Here is a 15,562-nt window from a genome sequence, read left to right as displayed (position 1 = left end):
GGCGCCGAACCGTCGTGGTTCCGGCGCCGGGCCGCCCAGGTGTCAGTGCCGGTTCAGCGGCGGAAGGCGCCGGTCAGCACCTGCCACCAGCTGCGCCGCCGCTGCGCCGGGACGGTCGGGGCCACGCCCCGGCCTGTCCCGCCGGTTCCGGCCTGCGCGCCCGTCCCGGCGGTTCCCGCCACCGGGACGGCCCGGGCCGCCTGCTCCGCTTCGGCCGCCTGCGCTGCCTGCGTCGCCTGCGCCGCGACCGCCGCCGCCCGCTCCGCCTCCGCGACCGACACCGGGTCCGGGTCGATGTCGCGCGGGGTGAACTCCACGGGCAGCGCCGTCAGGTGCCGGGAGATCCAGGCCGAGCTCCAGGTCAACTCCTCCTCCGGTACGGCGAGTCGGACGTCCGGCAGCAGGGTGAGCAGGATGTCGATGCCGGCCTCGGCGACGTGCCGCCCGATGTCCTGGCCCGGGCACTCGTGCGGCCCCGCGCCGAAGGACAGGTGCGAGCGGTTGCCGTACAGCGGGGCGGCCAGGTCGGGGCGGACCACCGGGTCGACGTTCCCGGCCGCGAGTCCGAGCAGCAGCAGGTCCCCGGCCTTGATCTGCTGCCCGCCGAGTTCGGTGTCGGCGGTCGCCCAGCGGCCGGCCACCAGGGACATCGGCGGGGAGTCCCACAGCACCTGGTCCAGCGCCTCGCCCAGGGTCATCTGGCCGCCGGACAGGTGGGCGCGGAAGCGCGGGTCGGTGAGCACCATCTTCAGCGAGTCGGCGATCAGGTTGACGGTGGTCTCGTTGGCGGCGAGCAGCACCACCCGCAGGTGCTCCATCACCTCGTCCTCGGTCAGACCGGCCGGGTGTGCCAGCAGACGGCTGGTCAGGTCGTCGCCGGGCTCCTCACGCTTGAGGGCGATGGTCCGGCGCAGTCCGGCCACCACGTACTCGTTGCTGGCGATGGCCGTCTCGGTGCCCTTCATCAAGTCCCGTGCGGCGTCGACCAGTTGTGGACCGTACTCGTCGGGCATGCCGAGCAGCTTGGTCATCACCAGCATCGGCAGGTGCTCGGCGAACTGGGTGATCAGCTCGGCCCGGCCGGTCGGCCCGACCACCTGGACCAGGTCGGTGGTGAACCGCCGCACGTGGCGGCGGATGCCGCGCCGGTCGAAGCGGTTCAGGCCGTCCAGCACGGCGCCGCGCAGCCGGCGGTGCTCGTCGCCGTCCGCGAACACGCAGATCGGCTGCCAGGCGACCACCGGCAGCAGCGGGGAGTCCATCGGGAGCTCGCCGGTGCGGAACGCCGTCCACAGGCGCGAGTCGCGCGAGAACAGCGAGGGGGTGCGCATCGCGGTGATGTTGGCGCCGTGGCCGAGGATCAGCCAGGCCCGGTGGTCGCCGTGCAGCAGCACCGGGGCCACCTCGCCGTACTCGGCGCGCAGCTTCTCGTAGAGGCCGGCCGGGTCGGCCTCGGCCTCCGGCCCGTACAGGCGCCGCAGGCCGCCGGGGCCGATCGGGCCGGTGGTGCCGGTGGTGCTGCCGTGCGCCGGGCAGCCGGGCGGCGGGGTGGGTGCGGCGTCGGGGAACGGGGTGCTCACAGGGTCTCCGGTCACAGGGTTCGGGTGGTCGGCGCGGCCAGCTCGTACAGGTAGTGCATCAGCGTCATCAGGGTGTCCCGGCTGGATTCGCGGCTGCGCGCGTCACAGCTGACGATCGGCACGTCGGACGGCAGGTCGAGCGCACCGCGCAGGTCCGCGAGCGGGACGCTCGGCGCCTCGGCGAAGCCGTTGACGGCGACCACGAAGGGCACACCGCGCTCCTCCAGCCGCCCGATCACCTCGAAGCTGACCTCCAGCCGGCGGGTGTCGACCAGCACCACCGCGCCGAGGGCGCCCTCGAACAGGCCGTTCCAGAGGAACCAGAACCGCTCCTGCCCGGGGGTGCCGAAGACGTACAGCACGAGCCGGTCGCTGAGGCTGATCCGGCCGAAGTCCATGGCCACGGTGGTGGAGGTCTTGAGCTCGACCCCGGTCGGGTCGTCCACGCCGACCCCGGCCTGGGTCATGGTCTCCTCGGTGGTCAGCGGGCGGATCTCGCTGACGGAGCCGACCAGCGTCGTCTTGCCGACGCCGAAGCCGCCCACGATCACCACCTTGACCGCCGTGGTGACGGTGTCCGGCAGCAGGTCCGCGCCGGCCGGCCCCACCGCCGTGTCAGAGCCGCTGAAGTCCATGGATCACCGCCTCCAACAGAGCCCGGTCGGGAAGTTCCGCCGCCGGCACGGCGGCGCGGGCCTCGATCAGTTCGTCGTCGAGCAGGTCCGCCAGCAGGACGGTGACCACGCTCGTGGGTAGCCCCAGGTAGGCGGAGACCTCCGCAACCGAGAGCGGGGAGCGGCACAGCCGCAGGATGGCCGCGTGCTCGGGCTGCAGGGCGGGGGTCGGCTCCGCGCGGGAGACGATCAGGGTGACCAGGTCGAAGACGCCCGGCCCGGACGGACCGCTGCGGCCGCGGGTGATCACGTACAGGCGGTCGGGCTCGGGGCCGTCCCAGCCGCCCTGGTCTGCCGTCATGCAACCGCCTCACTGTGCTCGTTCATGCGCGTGGCCGTTCATGCGCGTGCCCGTTCATGTGGCCGTCCCGCCGCCGCGCGGGTCCGGGGGCCGGTTCACGCGACCACCTCGGGGTTGCGCGGCGGCGTGGACAGGTGCTCGCCGATCCGGGCCACCAGGTCACGCATCTGGTGGCTCACCAGCCCGGCGTCCACGCCCTCGTCGGCGAGCACCGCGAGGTAGGCGCGGTCACCGGCCGCCATCAGGTAGAAGTAGCCGCCGTCCACCTCGATCACCACCAGCCGCATCGAGCCGTCGCCGTGCGGGAACTCGTGCCCGACCGCGCCGGCCAGGCTCTGCAGCCCGGCGCAGGCGGCGGCGAGGCGGTCGGCGGTGTCCGGATCGGTGCCGTACTGGGCGATCCGCAGACCGTCCGCGGACAGCACGATGACGTGGCGCACGCACGGGACGCTGTGTGCGAGGTCGTTGAGGATCCAGTCCATGTTGCTGCGGTGCGGAATCACTGCTCGCCTTTCCCTGCCGTCTCTTCAGTGGTGTGTCCGGGGCCGGTCTGCGCGGCACCGGGCCGGCCGACCCGGCCGACCGGACCGGCGGACGGTCCGGGCCCGGTGCCCTTGATGCCGTCCATGAACGCCTCCAGCCACAGGCCGGGCTGCTTCGGCTCCGTGGCGGGGCGGGGAGCCTGCGCCGCCGGGCCCGCCGCAGGCCCGGCCGTCGGACCGGCGAGCGGCGCGGACGGCTGGGCGGTGCCGCGCGCGGGGGTGGCGAAGGCGGCGCGGCCGGTCGGCCGGTGGCGCCGGCGCTGCGGCAGGCCGGTGGCCGTCCGCTCGGTCACGATCACCTCGTCGTCCCCGGCCGCCGCCGAGACGGAGGGCGAGCCCCACGGGCTGGTCGAGCCGTAGGACGGGCCGACGCCGGCCGAGGTGGTCCGGGCGCCCCAGGGCCGCGCCGGGGCCGCGTGCCGGGGCGGGTTCGGCGGGAGCGGACGGGGGCCGGAGAAGGCGCCGATGCCGTGCGCCCGCCCGGTCGGGGGAGCGGTGGTGAGCAGTTCCTGCGGTACGACCAGCACCGCGCGCACACCGCCGTACGCGGAGCGGCGCAGCGACACCTGGAAGCCGTACGCCTGGCAGAGCCGGCCGACGATGGCGAAGCCCAGCCGCGGGGACTCGGTGAGGTCGTCGAAGTCCTTGGAGACCATGGCCTCGCGCATCGCGCGTTCGGCGCGGGCCGTGGCCTCGTCGGTGAGGCCGAGACCGCCGTCCTCGATCTCGATCGCCATCCCGCTCTGCACCTCGGAGGCGCTCAGGTGCACGTGGGTGTGCGGCGGGGAGTAGCGGGTCGCGTTGTCGAGCAGCTCGGCGACGGCGTGGATCAGCGGTTCGACGGCCGGGCCGGTGACCGAGATCTGGGCCACCGGGTGCAGGTCCACCCGCTGGTACTCCAGGATCCGGGACATGCCGCCGCGCAGCACGCTGTAGAGGGCGATCGGCCGGGTCCACTGGCGGCCGGGGCGAGCGCCGGAGAGGACGGCGATACTGTCGGCGAGGCGGCCGGTCAGCGCGTTGCCGTGGTCCAGGCGCAGCAGGTCGTCGAAGACCGCCGGGTCGTTGCCGTGCCGGTCCTCCATCTCCCGCAGGTCCTTGGCCTGCCGGTGGATGATCGCCTGGACCCGGCGGGCGATGTTGACGAAGGCGCGCTCGGCGGAGTCGCGCCGGCTGACCTCGTCGTCGACGGCGACGGCGATGCCGTGCGCGACGGACACCAGGGACTTGCGGAACCTCGGCGACACGGCCACCAGGTCCTGCCCGATCGGGTTCAGCAGGACGTCCATCGAGTACCCGTACCGGGCCCCGGCGACCACCCGGCGCAGCTCGACCTCGGCCAGCCGCGCGAGTTCGTCCTCCTGCCCGGCCAGTCGGCGCTGGAAGTCCTCCGCCTGCCGGACGCTACGGTCCCGCAGTTCGCTCAACGCCCGCCCCCGGCGGGCCGACTCGGCGGCCACCACGGCCACCAGCACGGTGCCCGTCGCCCCGCACCACAGCACCCCGGCCCGGGCCCCGGCGCCCACCAGCGCCGCGGCAACCGCCACGGCCGCGGCCATCACAGCCGTCGGCAGCAGCCAGCCGAGCAGGGGCGCGCGGCGCCGTCTGGCGGGTGACGATCCAGCTCGAAGCATTCAGCATCCTCAAACGATCGGAACAGTACGGGGACGGACGGCGACCGGCTCCGGAGGCGTGGTGCTGCAGCATAGCCAAGTTCAGGACAATCCTGACCGAAACTCAAAAATACTGTCCCTCAACCGACTTGTGGCAACTTGCCGGACATGCCCGACATCTCGCACACCAGTCCCGCGCCCGGCGGAACGCCGCCCCGCACCAGGCTTCTCGCCCCGCCGCCCCCGCACCGCCAACCCGCCCCGGATTCGCCCATCAGAAGGGTTTCCACGCCAAGTCCCCGCGCGAAAAGCAGAGTTCGTGCTAAGTGGCGGTCGGCGTCGAGCGGTGATCACCCGTGCGGGGACGGCGCGGTCGTGGGCAACATCTGTTGCGCAGTGAAGCAACGACCATTGACACGTTGCCGCAGCGGTCCCTACAGTGCGGGCCCATGGAGACGGACGATCTTGGTCGGCGGGTGGCGGAGGATGTGGCCGGTGGGGGCGGAGTGGAGGGGCTGCGGCGGCTGTCGGGCGTGATCGAGGCGTTGGAGGAGCGGCGGACGGAGCTGGTGGAGGAGTTGCGGCGCGGGCGCGAGGCCACCTGGGAGGAGATCGGACGGGCCTGCGGGATGACCCGGCAGGGCGCGACGCGGCGGTGGGCCGGGCGGCTGCGGGCACGGTCGTTCGGGGTCGCGGCGGCGTCGTACCAGGCCGGGCGGCCGGGATACCCGCAGGCGCTGATCGGGTCCGCGGTGCCCCGGGAGGCCCGGCGGGTGCTCGATCTGGGCGCCGGGACGGGCAAGTTGACCCGGCTGCTGGTCGAGGCGGGCCTGGACGTGGTCGCGGTCGAGCCCGACGAGGGAATGCGGGCGCACTTGGCCGCGGCGGTGCCGAAGGCGGCCGTCCGGGCGGGCTCGGCGGAGCGCGTCCCGCTGCCGGACGGGAGCATGGACGCCGTCGTGGTCGCGCAGGCCTGGCACTGGTTCGACCCGGCCGTCGCGGTGCCCGAGATCGCCCGGGTGCTCGCCCCCGGCGGGACGCTCGCCCTGGTGTGGAACGTCCGGGACGAATCGGAGCCCTGGGCCGCCGAACTCGGCGCGCTGATGCACCGGTCGACGCGGCAGCGGATCGACACCAGGCCCGTCCTGCCGGCGCCCTTCGGCCCGCCCGAGCGGCTGGAGATCCGCTGGGAGCACGAGACCACGCGGGCCGGGATCGTGGACATGGTCGCCTCGCGCAGCTACGTCATCGCGCTGCCGGAGAGCGAACGCATCCGGCTGCTGGCCGACGTCGGGCACCTGCTCGCCACCCACCCGGACCTGGCGGGGCAGGACACGATCGCCCTGCCGTACCTCACCCGGTGCACCCGTGTCCGCCTCGGCTGAGCCGGGCACGGTGCGCCGGCCCGTCACTGTGCGCCGCCTGGGCCGCGCGGATGCCGAGCCGTACCGGGCGTTCCGCCTGGAAGCCCTGCGCGAGACGCCCAGCGCCTTCACCTCCCGCCACGCCGAGGAGCGCGCCAAGCCGATGGCCGCGACGCTGCGCCGCCTGACCGAGGCCGAGGACGGGCCGGGCGCCCTGCTCGGGGCCTTCGACGACACGGGCACGCTGGTCGGCACCGCCGGGCTCAAGGTGGCGTCGCGGAGCCAGGAGCGGCACAAGGGCACGCTGTACGGCATGGCGGTGGCCCGCAGCGCCGCCGGGCGGGGGATCGGCCGGGCTCTGGTGCGGGAGGTGCTGCGCACGGCCGCCGAGGACGGGCGGCTGCGGCAGGTGCTGCTGACCGTCTCCGAGGGCAACGAGGCCGCCCTGCGGCTCTACACCGCCTGCGGCTTCGAGGTGTGGGGCCGAGAACCGAGGGCCGTGCTGGTGGACGGGCTGGCCGTCGCGAAGCTGCACATGGTGCGGCTGCTGGACGCCGAGCCGACAGCGGCCGGGCGCTGACAATTGTCATGGCGCACCGGTGCGCGAGCACACTGCCCCGCGCACCGGGCCTGCGCCCACGATGGGTCCATGACCTCCACCGAGACCTCCACTGACAGCGAAACCGGCACCGGCACCGACCCCGATCTGCACCACCCCGACACCCGGCGGGCCTTCCGCACCGTGCGGCGGTTCGTCCTCGCCTACCTCGGCCTCAGCGTGCTGACGCTGGCGGTCGCCTTCGCCCTCCGCGACCACCCTTCCCTCGTCACCTCGGCGGTCTGGGTCCGCGGCACCATCGTCGTGGCCGGCGCCGCCGTGACCCTGCTGCTCACCGCCCGCGCGGCCCGCGGCTCCCGGGGGGCCTTCCGGCGGCTGCGGATCATCTCGGCCGCCATGCTCGCCGCGATCGCTACGATCATCGTCCTGCCGGGGCTCTTCCCGGTCTGGATGAAGGTCGAGCAGGGCCTGTGCGGGCTCGCCCTGCTGGGCGTGGCCGTCCTGGTCAACGGGCGGCACCTGCGTACCCTGTTCGCCAGGCTCTGAGGAGGGGGCGCGAGGGTGACCGACCTCGACCGCGAGACCGCACCGAGCGCGCCGCCGACGGCTACGCCGACGACTGCGGCAACGACTGTGCCGACGACGCCGAGCGCGCCGGGCTCCGCCCACCGCTGGGGGCCGGGTCGGCGACGCCTCCTGCTGGGCGCCGGGATGCTGGTCTTCCCGGCGCTCACCGCCGTGGCCGTGAGTCAGGACGTCGCCGGGTCGGCCGCGTTCGCCGGATACGCCGTGGTCGCCGCGTTCTGCCTCTGCTACGTGCTGACCGCCCTCGCCCTCGAACGCGGCCGACGGCACCGGGTCACACTGCTGCTGGCGGTGATGACCGCCCTGTTCCTCGCCGCGCTCCCGTTCGCCCACGCGGACGCCTTCTACCTCGCCACCGTGGTCGTCTCGGCGGTCGCGGCCCTGTGGCGTCGGCAGGCCGCCCGGGTGGTGACCGTCGCCACGCTGGCCGCGTTCCTGGTGCCGTGGGCGGTGCGCCCCTGGCACACCGGGCCCGGCGGATTCCAGGCGCTGGCCCTGCTGTTCACCGCGCTCACCTGCGGCGCCTTCGCCGAACTGGCCGCCACCAACGGGGAGCTGGTCGCCGCCCGGGCCGAGGTGGCCCGGCTGGCCTCCGAGGCCGAACGCAACCGGATCGCCCGCGACCTGCACGACCTGCTCGGCCACTCGCTGACCGCGATCACCGTCAAGTCCCGCCTGGCGCAACGGCTGGCCGACAAGGACCCGGACCACGCGGTCGCCGAGATGGCGGCCGTGGAGACGCTCTCCCGGCAGGCGCTGTCCGACGTCCGCGCCGCCGTCACCGGCTACCGCGAGGTGACCCTCGCGGGCGAGCTGGCCCGCGCCCGCGAACTGCTGCGCGCCGCCGGGGTGGTGGCCGACCTGCCGACGGCGGCGGACGCGGTCGGGCCGGAGCACCGCGAACTGTTCGGCTGGGTACTGCGCGAGGGCATCACGAACACGGTCCGGCACGCCCGTGCCGCCCGCTGCTCGGTGGTGCTCACCGCGACCTCGGTGGAGATCCGCGACGACGGTCGGGGCGATCAGGGCGATCAGGGCGGCCCCGGCGGCCCCGGAGGCCAAGGCGACGGCAAAGGCCTCACCGGCCTGCGGGAACGGGTCGCGGCGGCGGGCGGTACGGTCGAGGCAGGCCCGCTCGCCCCGCGCGGCTGGCGGCTGCTGGTCACCGTCCCGCCGGGCGGCTCCGACTCCCCTCCCGAAGGGACGACATGACGATCCGCCTGCTGCTCGCCGAGGACCAGGAGCTGGTGCGCACCGCGCTGCGCGCCCTGCTCGACCTGGAGGACGACTTCGAGGTGGTCGCCGCCGTCGGCCGCGGCGACCAGGTCGCGGAGGCGGCCCGCGAGCACGGGCCGGACGTCGCCCTGCTCGACATCGAGATGCCCGGACTGGACGGCCTGGCGGCGGCCGCCGTCCTGGCCCAGCGGGCGCCGGAGTGCCGGGTCGTCATCCTCACCACGTTCGGCCGCGCCGGCTACCTGCGCCGGGCCATGGAGGCGGGCGCGGTCGGCTTCGTGGTCAAGGACGCGCCCGCAGAGGTGCTGGCCGACGCCATCCGCCGGGTCGCGGCGGGGGAGCGGGTGGTGGACCCGGACCTGGCCGCCGCCACCCTCGCGGCGGGCACCTCCCCGCTCACCGCCCGCGAGCGCGACGTGCTGAACTCCTCCCGCCCGGGCGCCGGGGTCGCGGAGATCGCCGCGAAGCTCTACCTCTCCGAGGGGACGGTCCGCAACTACTTCTCCTCGGCCATCGCCAAGACCGGCACCCGCAACCGTACGGAGGCCCTGCGGGTCGCGGACGAGCGCGGCTGGCTCTGAGCCCGCGCCACCCTCGACCGCACCCGCCCCGCCGACGTGAAGCCCTCCTGGCCCGCAACACCGCAACACCGCAACACCGCAACACCGCAACACCGCAACACCGCAGCTCCGCAACACCGCAGCTCCGACAGCAATTAAGTCATTCGACTGTTTCGGTGCTGCCGTTCCCGTTCGATCCTGGCCGGGTGCCCACACGTCGGTGCTGGGCGGTCATCACGCCAGGAGGCCCCGCAGTGCCCGGTACGCCCGTCGTCTTCGTCCATGGAGCGTGGTTCCATGCGCTGTGCTGGGAGGCGTGGGCCCAGCGCTTCACGGCCCGGGGCTTCACCGTCGTGGCCCCGGGCTGGCCGGGCGAGCTTCCCACGGCCGACGAGGCGCGGCGCCGTCCGGACCGGCTCCCGGACCTCGGGCTGGCGGCACTGACCGAGCACTTCACGGGTGTCGTCGGGTCGTTCGACAGCCCGCCCGTGCTCATCGGGCACTCGGTGGGCGGGCTGATCGTGCAGCGGCTCCTTGCCGCGGGTCTCGGGCGTGCGGCCGTGGCCATCGCCTCGGCGCCCATCAACGGCGTGCCGCTGCCCGGCCCCCTCGCCGCGCTCGGAATGCCGCCCTGCGCCGGGTCGGCCGAGCCCTCGACCGAGTCGCCGGCCGGCCGCCCGGAGGCACAACTGGCTCTCTCGGGAGGGCAGTTCCGGCAGCTCTTCGCGAACACCTCCGACGAACGGGAAGCCGCAGAACTCTACGAGCGGTACGCCGTCCCGGCCCCGCGCCGACTGATCACCGAGGTGGGCGCCGGCGGCCGGTCCGAGCTGACTGCCGTGGACGTCGGCCGCAGGGCCCGCGGGCCGCTGCTCCTGATCTCGGGCCAGGAGGACCTGCTCGTACCCGACGCGCTGACCCGCGCCGTCTACAAGCAGTACGGCGACTCCGCGGCGGTGACGGAGCTGAAGCAGTTCGCGGACCGCAGCCACACCCTGTTCGTGGACAGCGGCTGGCGCCCGGTCGCGGACCACGTCCTCGACTGGCTGGCCCGGCAGGACATCCGGGCGGACCGGCCGGGGAGTTGAGACCCCCTCCGGATGCCACGCACACGGATGCCACGCACACGTGAGCCACGCAGATGCGCTTCACACACACGTACCTCCCGCACGTGTGCCCCTCAGAGGAGGGTGTACACCACCGAGCGTTCCAGCTTCTGCCGCCCGATCCGCCCCTTGGCGACGAGCGTCTCAAGCGTGTTGCGCACCACCTGCGGGGTGGGCTCCCGGTCCGGGTGCGCGCGCATCAGCTCCGCCCGCAGCTCCTTCGCCGCGCAGGGCTCGGTGTGACCGCGCAGGAGGTCCAGCAGGAGTTCGGTGAGGAGTGGCTGCCGCGCCTTGCCGCGCGGCCGCGCCCCGGCGAGTACGGGTTCGCTCTGCGCCTGCTCGGGGAGGGGCGACGGCTCCGACAGTCCCTCGTACCGCTCGGCAAGGGTCAGGAGCTCCTCCAGGAGGGCCTCCTCCTGCTCCAGCCGCTTGATCTCCTCGGCCAACTCCCGTTGCCGGCGCCGGTTGTCCTCCAGGTCCGACGCGGCCTGCAGGACGTACCGCGATCGGCGGGTGGCGGCCGATTGGCTGGTCACAACGTTCACTCCCTCGTCGTAGCTGGTGCTGCGCATGGTACCCCCGGGAGGCGGACGGCAGCGGCCTGTCCGGGGCGCACGTGTGCGGCTCAGCCCGCGCCGGGGGCCGGGGCGTCGCCCAGCGCGTCGCGCAGGGCGGCCCGGGAGGTGATGCCGAGCTTGGGGAACACCCGGTACAGGTGTGAGCTGACGGTACGGGGTGACAGGTGCATCCGCTCGCCGATCTCCTTGTTGGTCAGGCCGGCGGCGGCGAGGTCGGCGATCCGGTGCTCCTGCCAGGTGAGGGTGGCCAGGTGGGCGGAGGAGGCCCGCGCGGGCAGGCCGGAGGCGCGCAGTTCGGCCCGGGCGCGCTCGGCCCAGGCGGGGGCGCCGAGCCGCTCGAAGGCCTCCGCGGCCCGGGCCAGCGGCTGCCGGGCCGCCGCCGGCCCCCGGGAGTGCCGGGTCCGCACGCCGTGGGCGAGCCGGATGCGGGCCAGCTCGAACGGGAAGCGGACGGCGTCCGGCAGCGTCTCCACCAGCCCGAAGAGCTCGGCCGCCGCTTTCTCGTCGTCGGTCGTCATCGCCAGCGCGCCGTACGTCACCAGCGCCAGCCGGGGCGAGATGTCGGGCAGTCCGGCGTCGCGCGCGGCCAGCGCGTGTCGGCGCGCCTGGTCCGCGCGCCCGGTGTGCAGCGCCGCCTCGACGAGGTCGAGCAGGGTGCGGGACGCCTGGTGCGCGTACGGCGTGAACGAGCCCGGGGTGGTGATGCCGATCGCGTACAGGTAGGCGGCCTCGTAGTCGCCCTCGCTCAGCGCGGCGGTCGTGCCGACGGAGTCCGCGATCTGGGTGAGGAACCCCACCCCGCGCGGTCGCGCCCAGGCGTCGACGGCGGCCTGCAGCTCGCGGGCCCGGTCCAGGCGGCCGCGCATGGCGGCCAGGAGCGCGAGGTAGGCGCGGCTGTGGTGGGCGAAGAGGTCGTGGTCGTGGTCCGTCGCCAGCTCCAGGCTGCGCAGCCCGCTCTGCTCCGCCTCGTCCCACTCGCCGACGGCCATCTGGTCGAGCATGATCAGGTGCAGCATCGTCATGCCGGCCGACATCGCGCCGGTCGTCACCTCGCGGTCGACGACGCGCTGCAGGTGCGGCCGGTACGGGCCGAGCGTGTCCAGGTGGTAGGCGGCGACGCCGAGGCGGGTGACGTCCCAGGGTTCGAGGTCCTGCCGGCCGGCGAACGCGGCCTCCAGGCGCTCCCGTGCCCCGGCGCCGTGCCGCACCACGTCGCTCCAGGCGTCGCGGTAGATCAGCGAGCGCGTCGGCACCAGGTCGCCCAGCCGGTCCAGGAACGCGCGGACCTCCTGCCACGCGGCGCCGTCGCTCGCGTACTGGCAGTTCGCCAGCAGCAGGTTGATCAGCCGGCTGACCGTCTCGCTGTCTTCCCGTGCGCTGTCTCGCCGCGCGCTGTCTCGCCGCAGTCCGTCGGCCCGCACGCCGTCGACCCGCACGCCGTCGACCCGCGGGCTGTCCTCCCGCAGGCCGTCGGCCCGCAGGGCCTCGATCGTGGCGATGATCCGGCGTCGCGAGGAGCGCACCTCCCCGTCCTGGTACAGCGCCAGATAGGCGGCGGCGAGCACTGCGGCGGGCGATTCGCCGCGGCCCGGGACGATGTCCGCGTGGGCCAGCCGCTGCGCCCGGTCGAGCAGGCCGGCCTGCCCGGCGAGGTAGGCCGCGTCGCCCAGCCGCCGGGAGCGGTCGGCGTGGTTCTCGCTGAGCTCCGCGGCCCGGACCAGCCAGGCCATCGCGGCGACCGCGCCGCCGCGCCGGGTCGCGGACTCGGCGGCCGCCTCCAGTTCGGCGGCGATCCGCTCGTCGGGGTCCACCGTGGCGGCCGCCAGGTGGGTGGCCCGCCGCTCGATGTCGTCCCGGTGGAAGCGGGCGAGCGTGGCGTGCGCCGCGCGGCGTTCGTTGGGGGTCGCCAGCTGGACCACGGTCGAGCGCACCAGCGGGTGGCGGAAGACGAAGTCGCCGCTGACCGGGTCGATGTCCAGTAGCCCGCCGAACGCCGCCTCGTCCGCGTCGGCCATCCGGTACCGGGCGCCGCGGGTGTGGCCCACCGAGGGCCCGGCCTCCACCCCGTCCAGCGCGCCGCGCAGCAGTTCCGCGCGCACCTCCCCGCCCAGGGCCTCGATGCGGGTGCCGTAGACGTGCTGGAGGCGGCGCGGCAGCGGGACGCCCCGGTAGCCCCACGCCTCCTCGGCCCCGCGCGCGGGCCTGCGGCTCAGGTAGGGCGGCAGCTCCTGCAGGGCCAGCGGGTTGCCCTGTGCCTCCCGCAGGACGACCCGGCGCAACTGCGGGTCGAGGCCCGGGTGCTGCCGGTCCAGGAGCTGCCCGGCCGCCTCCTCCGACAGGGTCGGCACGAACAGTTCGGGCAGGGCCGCGGTGTCCAGCCGGGACGGGATGTCCGAGCGCAGCGCGACGAGGAGCTTCACCGAGCCGCCGCTGAGCCGGCGGCCCGCGAAACCGGCCACCTCGGCGCTGGCGGTGTCGAACCACTGCCCGTCGTCGAGGACCAGCAGCAGCGGCTTCTGCGAGGACGCCAGGGACAGCAGGTCGAGGACCGCGATGGCGAGGGTCATGACCGACGGCGGCTTCTCCTGACTCCGCCCGAACACGACGTCGAACACCCCGCGGTAGCCGCTGTCGAGGCGGCTGAGCTGGGGGAGCAGCGGGTGCAGCAACTGGTGCAGGCCGGCGAACGGCAGGTCCGACTCGGCCTCGACGCCGGTCGCCCGGATCACCCGGTGGCCCTTCGCGGCCGCGAGTTCGGTGGCGTGCTCGAGGAGCGCGCTCTTCCCGACCCCCGTCTCGCCCTTGAGGACGAGTGCCTGTCCCTGCGCGGACGTCACGAAGGAGGACAGTACGTCCCCCTCGTGCCGGCGGCCGACCATCGTCCGGACGGTCCTGGCCGGCTCGTTCACGGGCTCCCCCTACGACTACGGTCCACAGGAAGCCCAGCGCTGCCGTGTCCTTCCGCCATTTTCCCACGGGCGGAAAGGTGTTCCGATCAGGTTTTCGGCCGACGTCACCATCGGCTTCCCCCCACACATAGGTGTGACCTCGGGAGGGAGCGGCGCACACCAGTCATCTGACGGTTTGTTCCCCTCCGCCGCCCCGAACCGTACAGCCCAGCAGCGCCTCGCCCCGCCCCGCGTCGTTCCGTACCGCCCCGCGCCGGACCGTCGAGCGGGCCGTCGAGCGGCCCGTGACGTACGGGAACCTTCGGTCAAGTGACGGATGCTCCGGACCGGCCGGTTGCAGAACAGTCGAGGGGACGACGGGGATCCACGAGAGGGGAAGACCGCCCATGAGCGGCGAAGGGTTCGGACACGGCGGCTGCCGGGAGGCGTCGAAGCACGTCCTCGCGCTCTCACTGGACGTCCTGCGGGTGCTGGGACGGGCCGAGCGGCAGCCCCTACGGGCGGACTTCCGCTTCGATCGGGACACACCGGTCCTCGTGTCCGTCACGCTCACCCCGCCCCGGGGACGGAGCGTCACCTGGCGGATCAGCCGTGAGCTGCTGTACCGGGGTCTCTCCGAACCGAGCGGCGAGGGCGACGTCCGGATCTGGCCGGTGCCCGGCGAACGGGGAGAACTGGCCTGGCTACGGCTGGCGTCGAGGGAGACGAGCGCCGTCCTGGAACTGCCCGTCGCCGCGCTGGCGCAGTGGTTCGAGGCGACCTACCGGCTGGTGTCGGCGGAGCAGACGCGGGAGGCCGCCGAACTGGACTGGGAGGCCTTCGTCACGCAGCTGCGCACCGAGCCGTGACCGAGGGCCGTGACCGACGCCGGCGGCCACGGCCGAGGGAGAGTCCGACGAGGGGTCTTCCCGGGTGGGGCGGATCAGGCCAGGCGGAGCACCAGCTTGCCGGTGTTCTCACCGCGGAACAGCATCCGGAAGGTCTCCGGGAAGTCGTCCACGGTGCCCTCCACCACCTGCTCCTTCACCGTGATCCGGCCGTCGCCGATCCAGCCCGCGATCTCGGCGGTCGCCTCCGCGTACCGGCGGGCGTAGTCGAACACCACGAAGCCCTCCATCCGCGCCCGCCGCACCAGCAGCGACAGGTAGTTGGACGGGCCCTCGACGGCGCTCTCGTTGTTGTACTGGCTGATCGCCCCGCAGATCACCACCCGGGCGTGCATGGCGAGGCGGGTCAGCGCGGCGTCCAGGATCGGCCCGCCGACGTTGTCGAAGTAGACGTCGATGCCGTCCGGGGCGTGGGTGCGCAGCGCCTTGCGGACGTCCTCGGCGCGGTAGTCGATCGCCGCGTCGAAGCCCAGCTCCTCGGTGAGCAGCGCGCACTTCTCGGGACCGCCCGCGATTCCGATCACCCGGCAGCCCTTCACCTTGGCGATCTGCCCGACGATGCTGCCGACCGCCCCGGCGGCGCCGGAGACCAGCACGGTCTCGCCCTCCTTGAGCGCCCCGACGTCCAGCAGCCCGAAGTACGCCGTCATACCGGGCATCCCGAGGGCGCCGAGGTAGGTGGACAGCGGTGCGAGTGCGGGATCCACCGTCATCGCGCCCTTGCCGTCGGACACCGCGTACTCCTGGACCCCGAAGGCGCCGACCACGTGGTCCCCGACCCGGAACTTCGGGTGGTTCGACGCGACGACCTCGACCACCGAGCCCGCCCGCATCACCTCGCCCAACCCGACCGGCGGCAGGTACGACGGCCGGTCGTCCAACCACCCGCGCATCGCCGGATCCAGTGACACGTACCGCGTCCGCCCCAGGAACTCCCCGTCCCCGGGCACCCCGACCGCCTCACTCCCGTGCGTCCAGTCCTCCGCCCGCACCTCCCCGACCGGCCGCCGGGCAAGGCGGATCTGGCGGTTGACTGCGGTGTCTCCGGTGTCTCCGGTCATGACGTCT

The 15,562-nt window shown here is 74.2% G+C and carries 15 protein-coding genes; 7 read left to right on the top strand and 8 right to left on the bottom strand.

Annotated elements, in window-relative coordinates:
- Nucleotides 1–53: 53 nt before the first annotated feature.
- The 5 genes from ACZ51D_RS00770 to ACZ51D_RS00750 all read right to left on the bottom strand — a co-directional run bounded on the left by ACZ51D_RS00770 (nucleotide 54) and on the right by ACZ51D_RS00750 (nucleotide 4,731).
- Nucleotides 54–1,580, bottom strand: a complete 1,527-nt coding sequence (locus ACZ51D_RS00770) for a cytochrome P450 (protein WP_465660637.1) — start codon at nucleotides 1,578–1,580, stop codon at nucleotides 54–56.
- Between the two features lie 11 nt (nucleotides 1,581–1,591).
- A complete protein-coding gene (locus tag ACZ51D_RS00765; RefSeq protein WP_465660635.1) occupies nucleotides 1,592–2,215 on the bottom strand; it encodes a GTP-binding protein in 624 nt (207 codons plus the stop codon).
- The gene (locus ACZ51D_RS00760; protein WP_360501812.1) at nucleotides 2,196–2,555 is read right to left on the bottom strand and encodes a DUF742 domain-containing protein; all 360 of its coding nucleotides are present in this window, start codon (nucleotides 2,553–2,555) and stop codon (nucleotides 2,196–2,198) included. Before ACZ51D_RS00760 ends, ACZ51D_RS00765 begins: the two co-directional genes overlap by 20 nt.
- Nucleotides 2,556–2,650: 95 nt before the next feature.
- Complete coding sequence (locus ACZ51D_RS00755) at nucleotides 2,651–3,037, bottom strand: roadblock/LC7 domain-containing protein (protein WP_199807809.1); 387 nt, start codon at nucleotides 3,035–3,037, stop codon at nucleotides 2,651–2,653.
- Nucleotides 3,038–3,054: 17 nt separating this feature from the next.
- Nucleotides 3,055–4,731 (bottom strand): ATP-binding protein, encoded by a 1,677-nt coding sequence (locus ACZ51D_RS00750; RefSeq protein ID WP_360501815.1) that lies wholly within the window; start codon nucleotides 4,729–4,731, stop codon nucleotides 3,055–3,057.
- A 428-nt stretch (nucleotides 4,732–5,159) separates the two neighbouring features.
- Between ACZ51D_RS00750 and ACZ51D_RS00745 the strand changes: the two genes are divergently transcribed.
- From ACZ51D_RS00745 to ACZ51D_RS00720, 6 genes are all read left to right on the top strand, one after another.
- On the top strand, nucleotides 5,160–6,095 hold the full coding sequence (locus ACZ51D_RS00745; protein ID WP_465614858.1) for a class I SAM-dependent methyltransferase: 936 nt from the start codon (nucleotides 5,160–5,162) through the stop codon (nucleotides 6,093–6,095).
- The gene (locus ACZ51D_RS00740; protein ID WP_465614859.1) at nucleotides 6,079–6,654 is read left to right on the top strand and encodes a GNAT family N-acetyltransferase; all 576 of its coding nucleotides are present in this window, start codon (nucleotides 6,079–6,081) and stop codon (nucleotides 6,652–6,654) included. Before ACZ51D_RS00745 ends, ACZ51D_RS00740 begins: the two co-directional genes overlap by 17 nt.
- A 69-nt stretch (nucleotides 6,655–6,723) precedes the next feature.
- A complete protein-coding gene (locus ACZ51D_RS00735) occupies nucleotides 6,724–7,179 on the top strand; it encodes a hypothetical protein (protein WP_465614860.1) in 456 nt (151 codons plus the stop codon).
- 15 nt (nucleotides 7,180–7,194) lie between these two features.
- A complete protein-coding gene (locus ACZ51D_RS00730; RefSeq protein ID WP_465614861.1) occupies nucleotides 7,195–8,430 on the top strand; it encodes a sensor histidine kinase in 1,236 nt (411 codons plus the stop codon).
- Nucleotides 8,427–9,035 (top strand): response regulator transcription factor, encoded by a 609-nt coding sequence (locus ACZ51D_RS00725; RefSeq protein WP_465614862.1) that lies wholly within the window; start codon nucleotides 8,427–8,429, stop codon nucleotides 9,033–9,035. The genes ACZ51D_RS00730 and ACZ51D_RS00725 overlap by 4 nt, the downstream gene beginning before the upstream one ends.
- 233 nt (nucleotides 9,036–9,268) lie before the next feature.
- Nucleotides 9,269–10,102 carry an alpha/beta hydrolase gene (locus tag ACZ51D_RS00720; RefSeq protein WP_465614863.1) on the top strand — a complete coding sequence of 278 codons (834 nt, stop codon included), beginning with the start codon at nucleotides 9,269–9,271 and terminating at the stop codon, nucleotides 10,100–10,102.
- Between the two features lie 92 nt (nucleotides 10,103–10,194).
- Here ACZ51D_RS00720 and ACZ51D_RS00715 read toward each other — a convergent pair whose 3' ends face one another.
- Entirely contained in the window at nucleotides 10,195–10,656 is a 462-nt protein-coding gene (locus ACZ51D_RS00715; RefSeq protein ID WP_465614864.1) for a hypothetical protein, read from the bottom strand.
- A gap of 89 nt (nucleotides 10,657–10,745) precedes the next feature.
- On the bottom strand, nucleotides 10,746–13,577 hold the full coding sequence (locus ACZ51D_RS00710; protein ID WP_465661039.1) for a helix-turn-helix transcriptional regulator: 2,832 nt from the start codon (nucleotides 13,575–13,577) through the stop codon (nucleotides 10,746–10,748).
- A 416-nt stretch (nucleotides 13,578–13,993) separates the two neighbouring features.
- On the opposite strand from ACZ51D_RS00710, the gene ACZ51D_RS00705 reads away from it, so the two are divergent.
- Nucleotides 13,994–14,455 carry an SsgA family sporulation/cell division regulator gene (locus ACZ51D_RS00705; protein ID WP_465614865.1) on the top strand — a complete coding sequence of 154 codons (462 nt, stop codon included), beginning with the start codon at nucleotides 13,994–13,996 and terminating at the stop codon, nucleotides 14,453–14,455.
- Nucleotides 14,456–14,529: 74 nt separating this feature from the next.
- Here the strand turns inward: ACZ51D_RS00705 and ACZ51D_RS00700 are convergent, their stop codons facing one another.
- Nucleotides 14,530–15,555, bottom strand: a complete 1,026-nt coding sequence (locus tag ACZ51D_RS00700; RefSeq protein WP_465660633.1) for an NADP-dependent oxidoreductase — start codon at nucleotides 15,553–15,555, stop codon at nucleotides 14,530–14,532.
- Nucleotides 15,556–15,562 lie beyond the last annotated feature (7 nt).

The sequence above is a fragment of the Kitasatospora sp. NPDC033851 genome, assembly GCF_055576085.1.
This window is presented reverse-complemented; position numbering and strand designations above follow the sequence as displayed.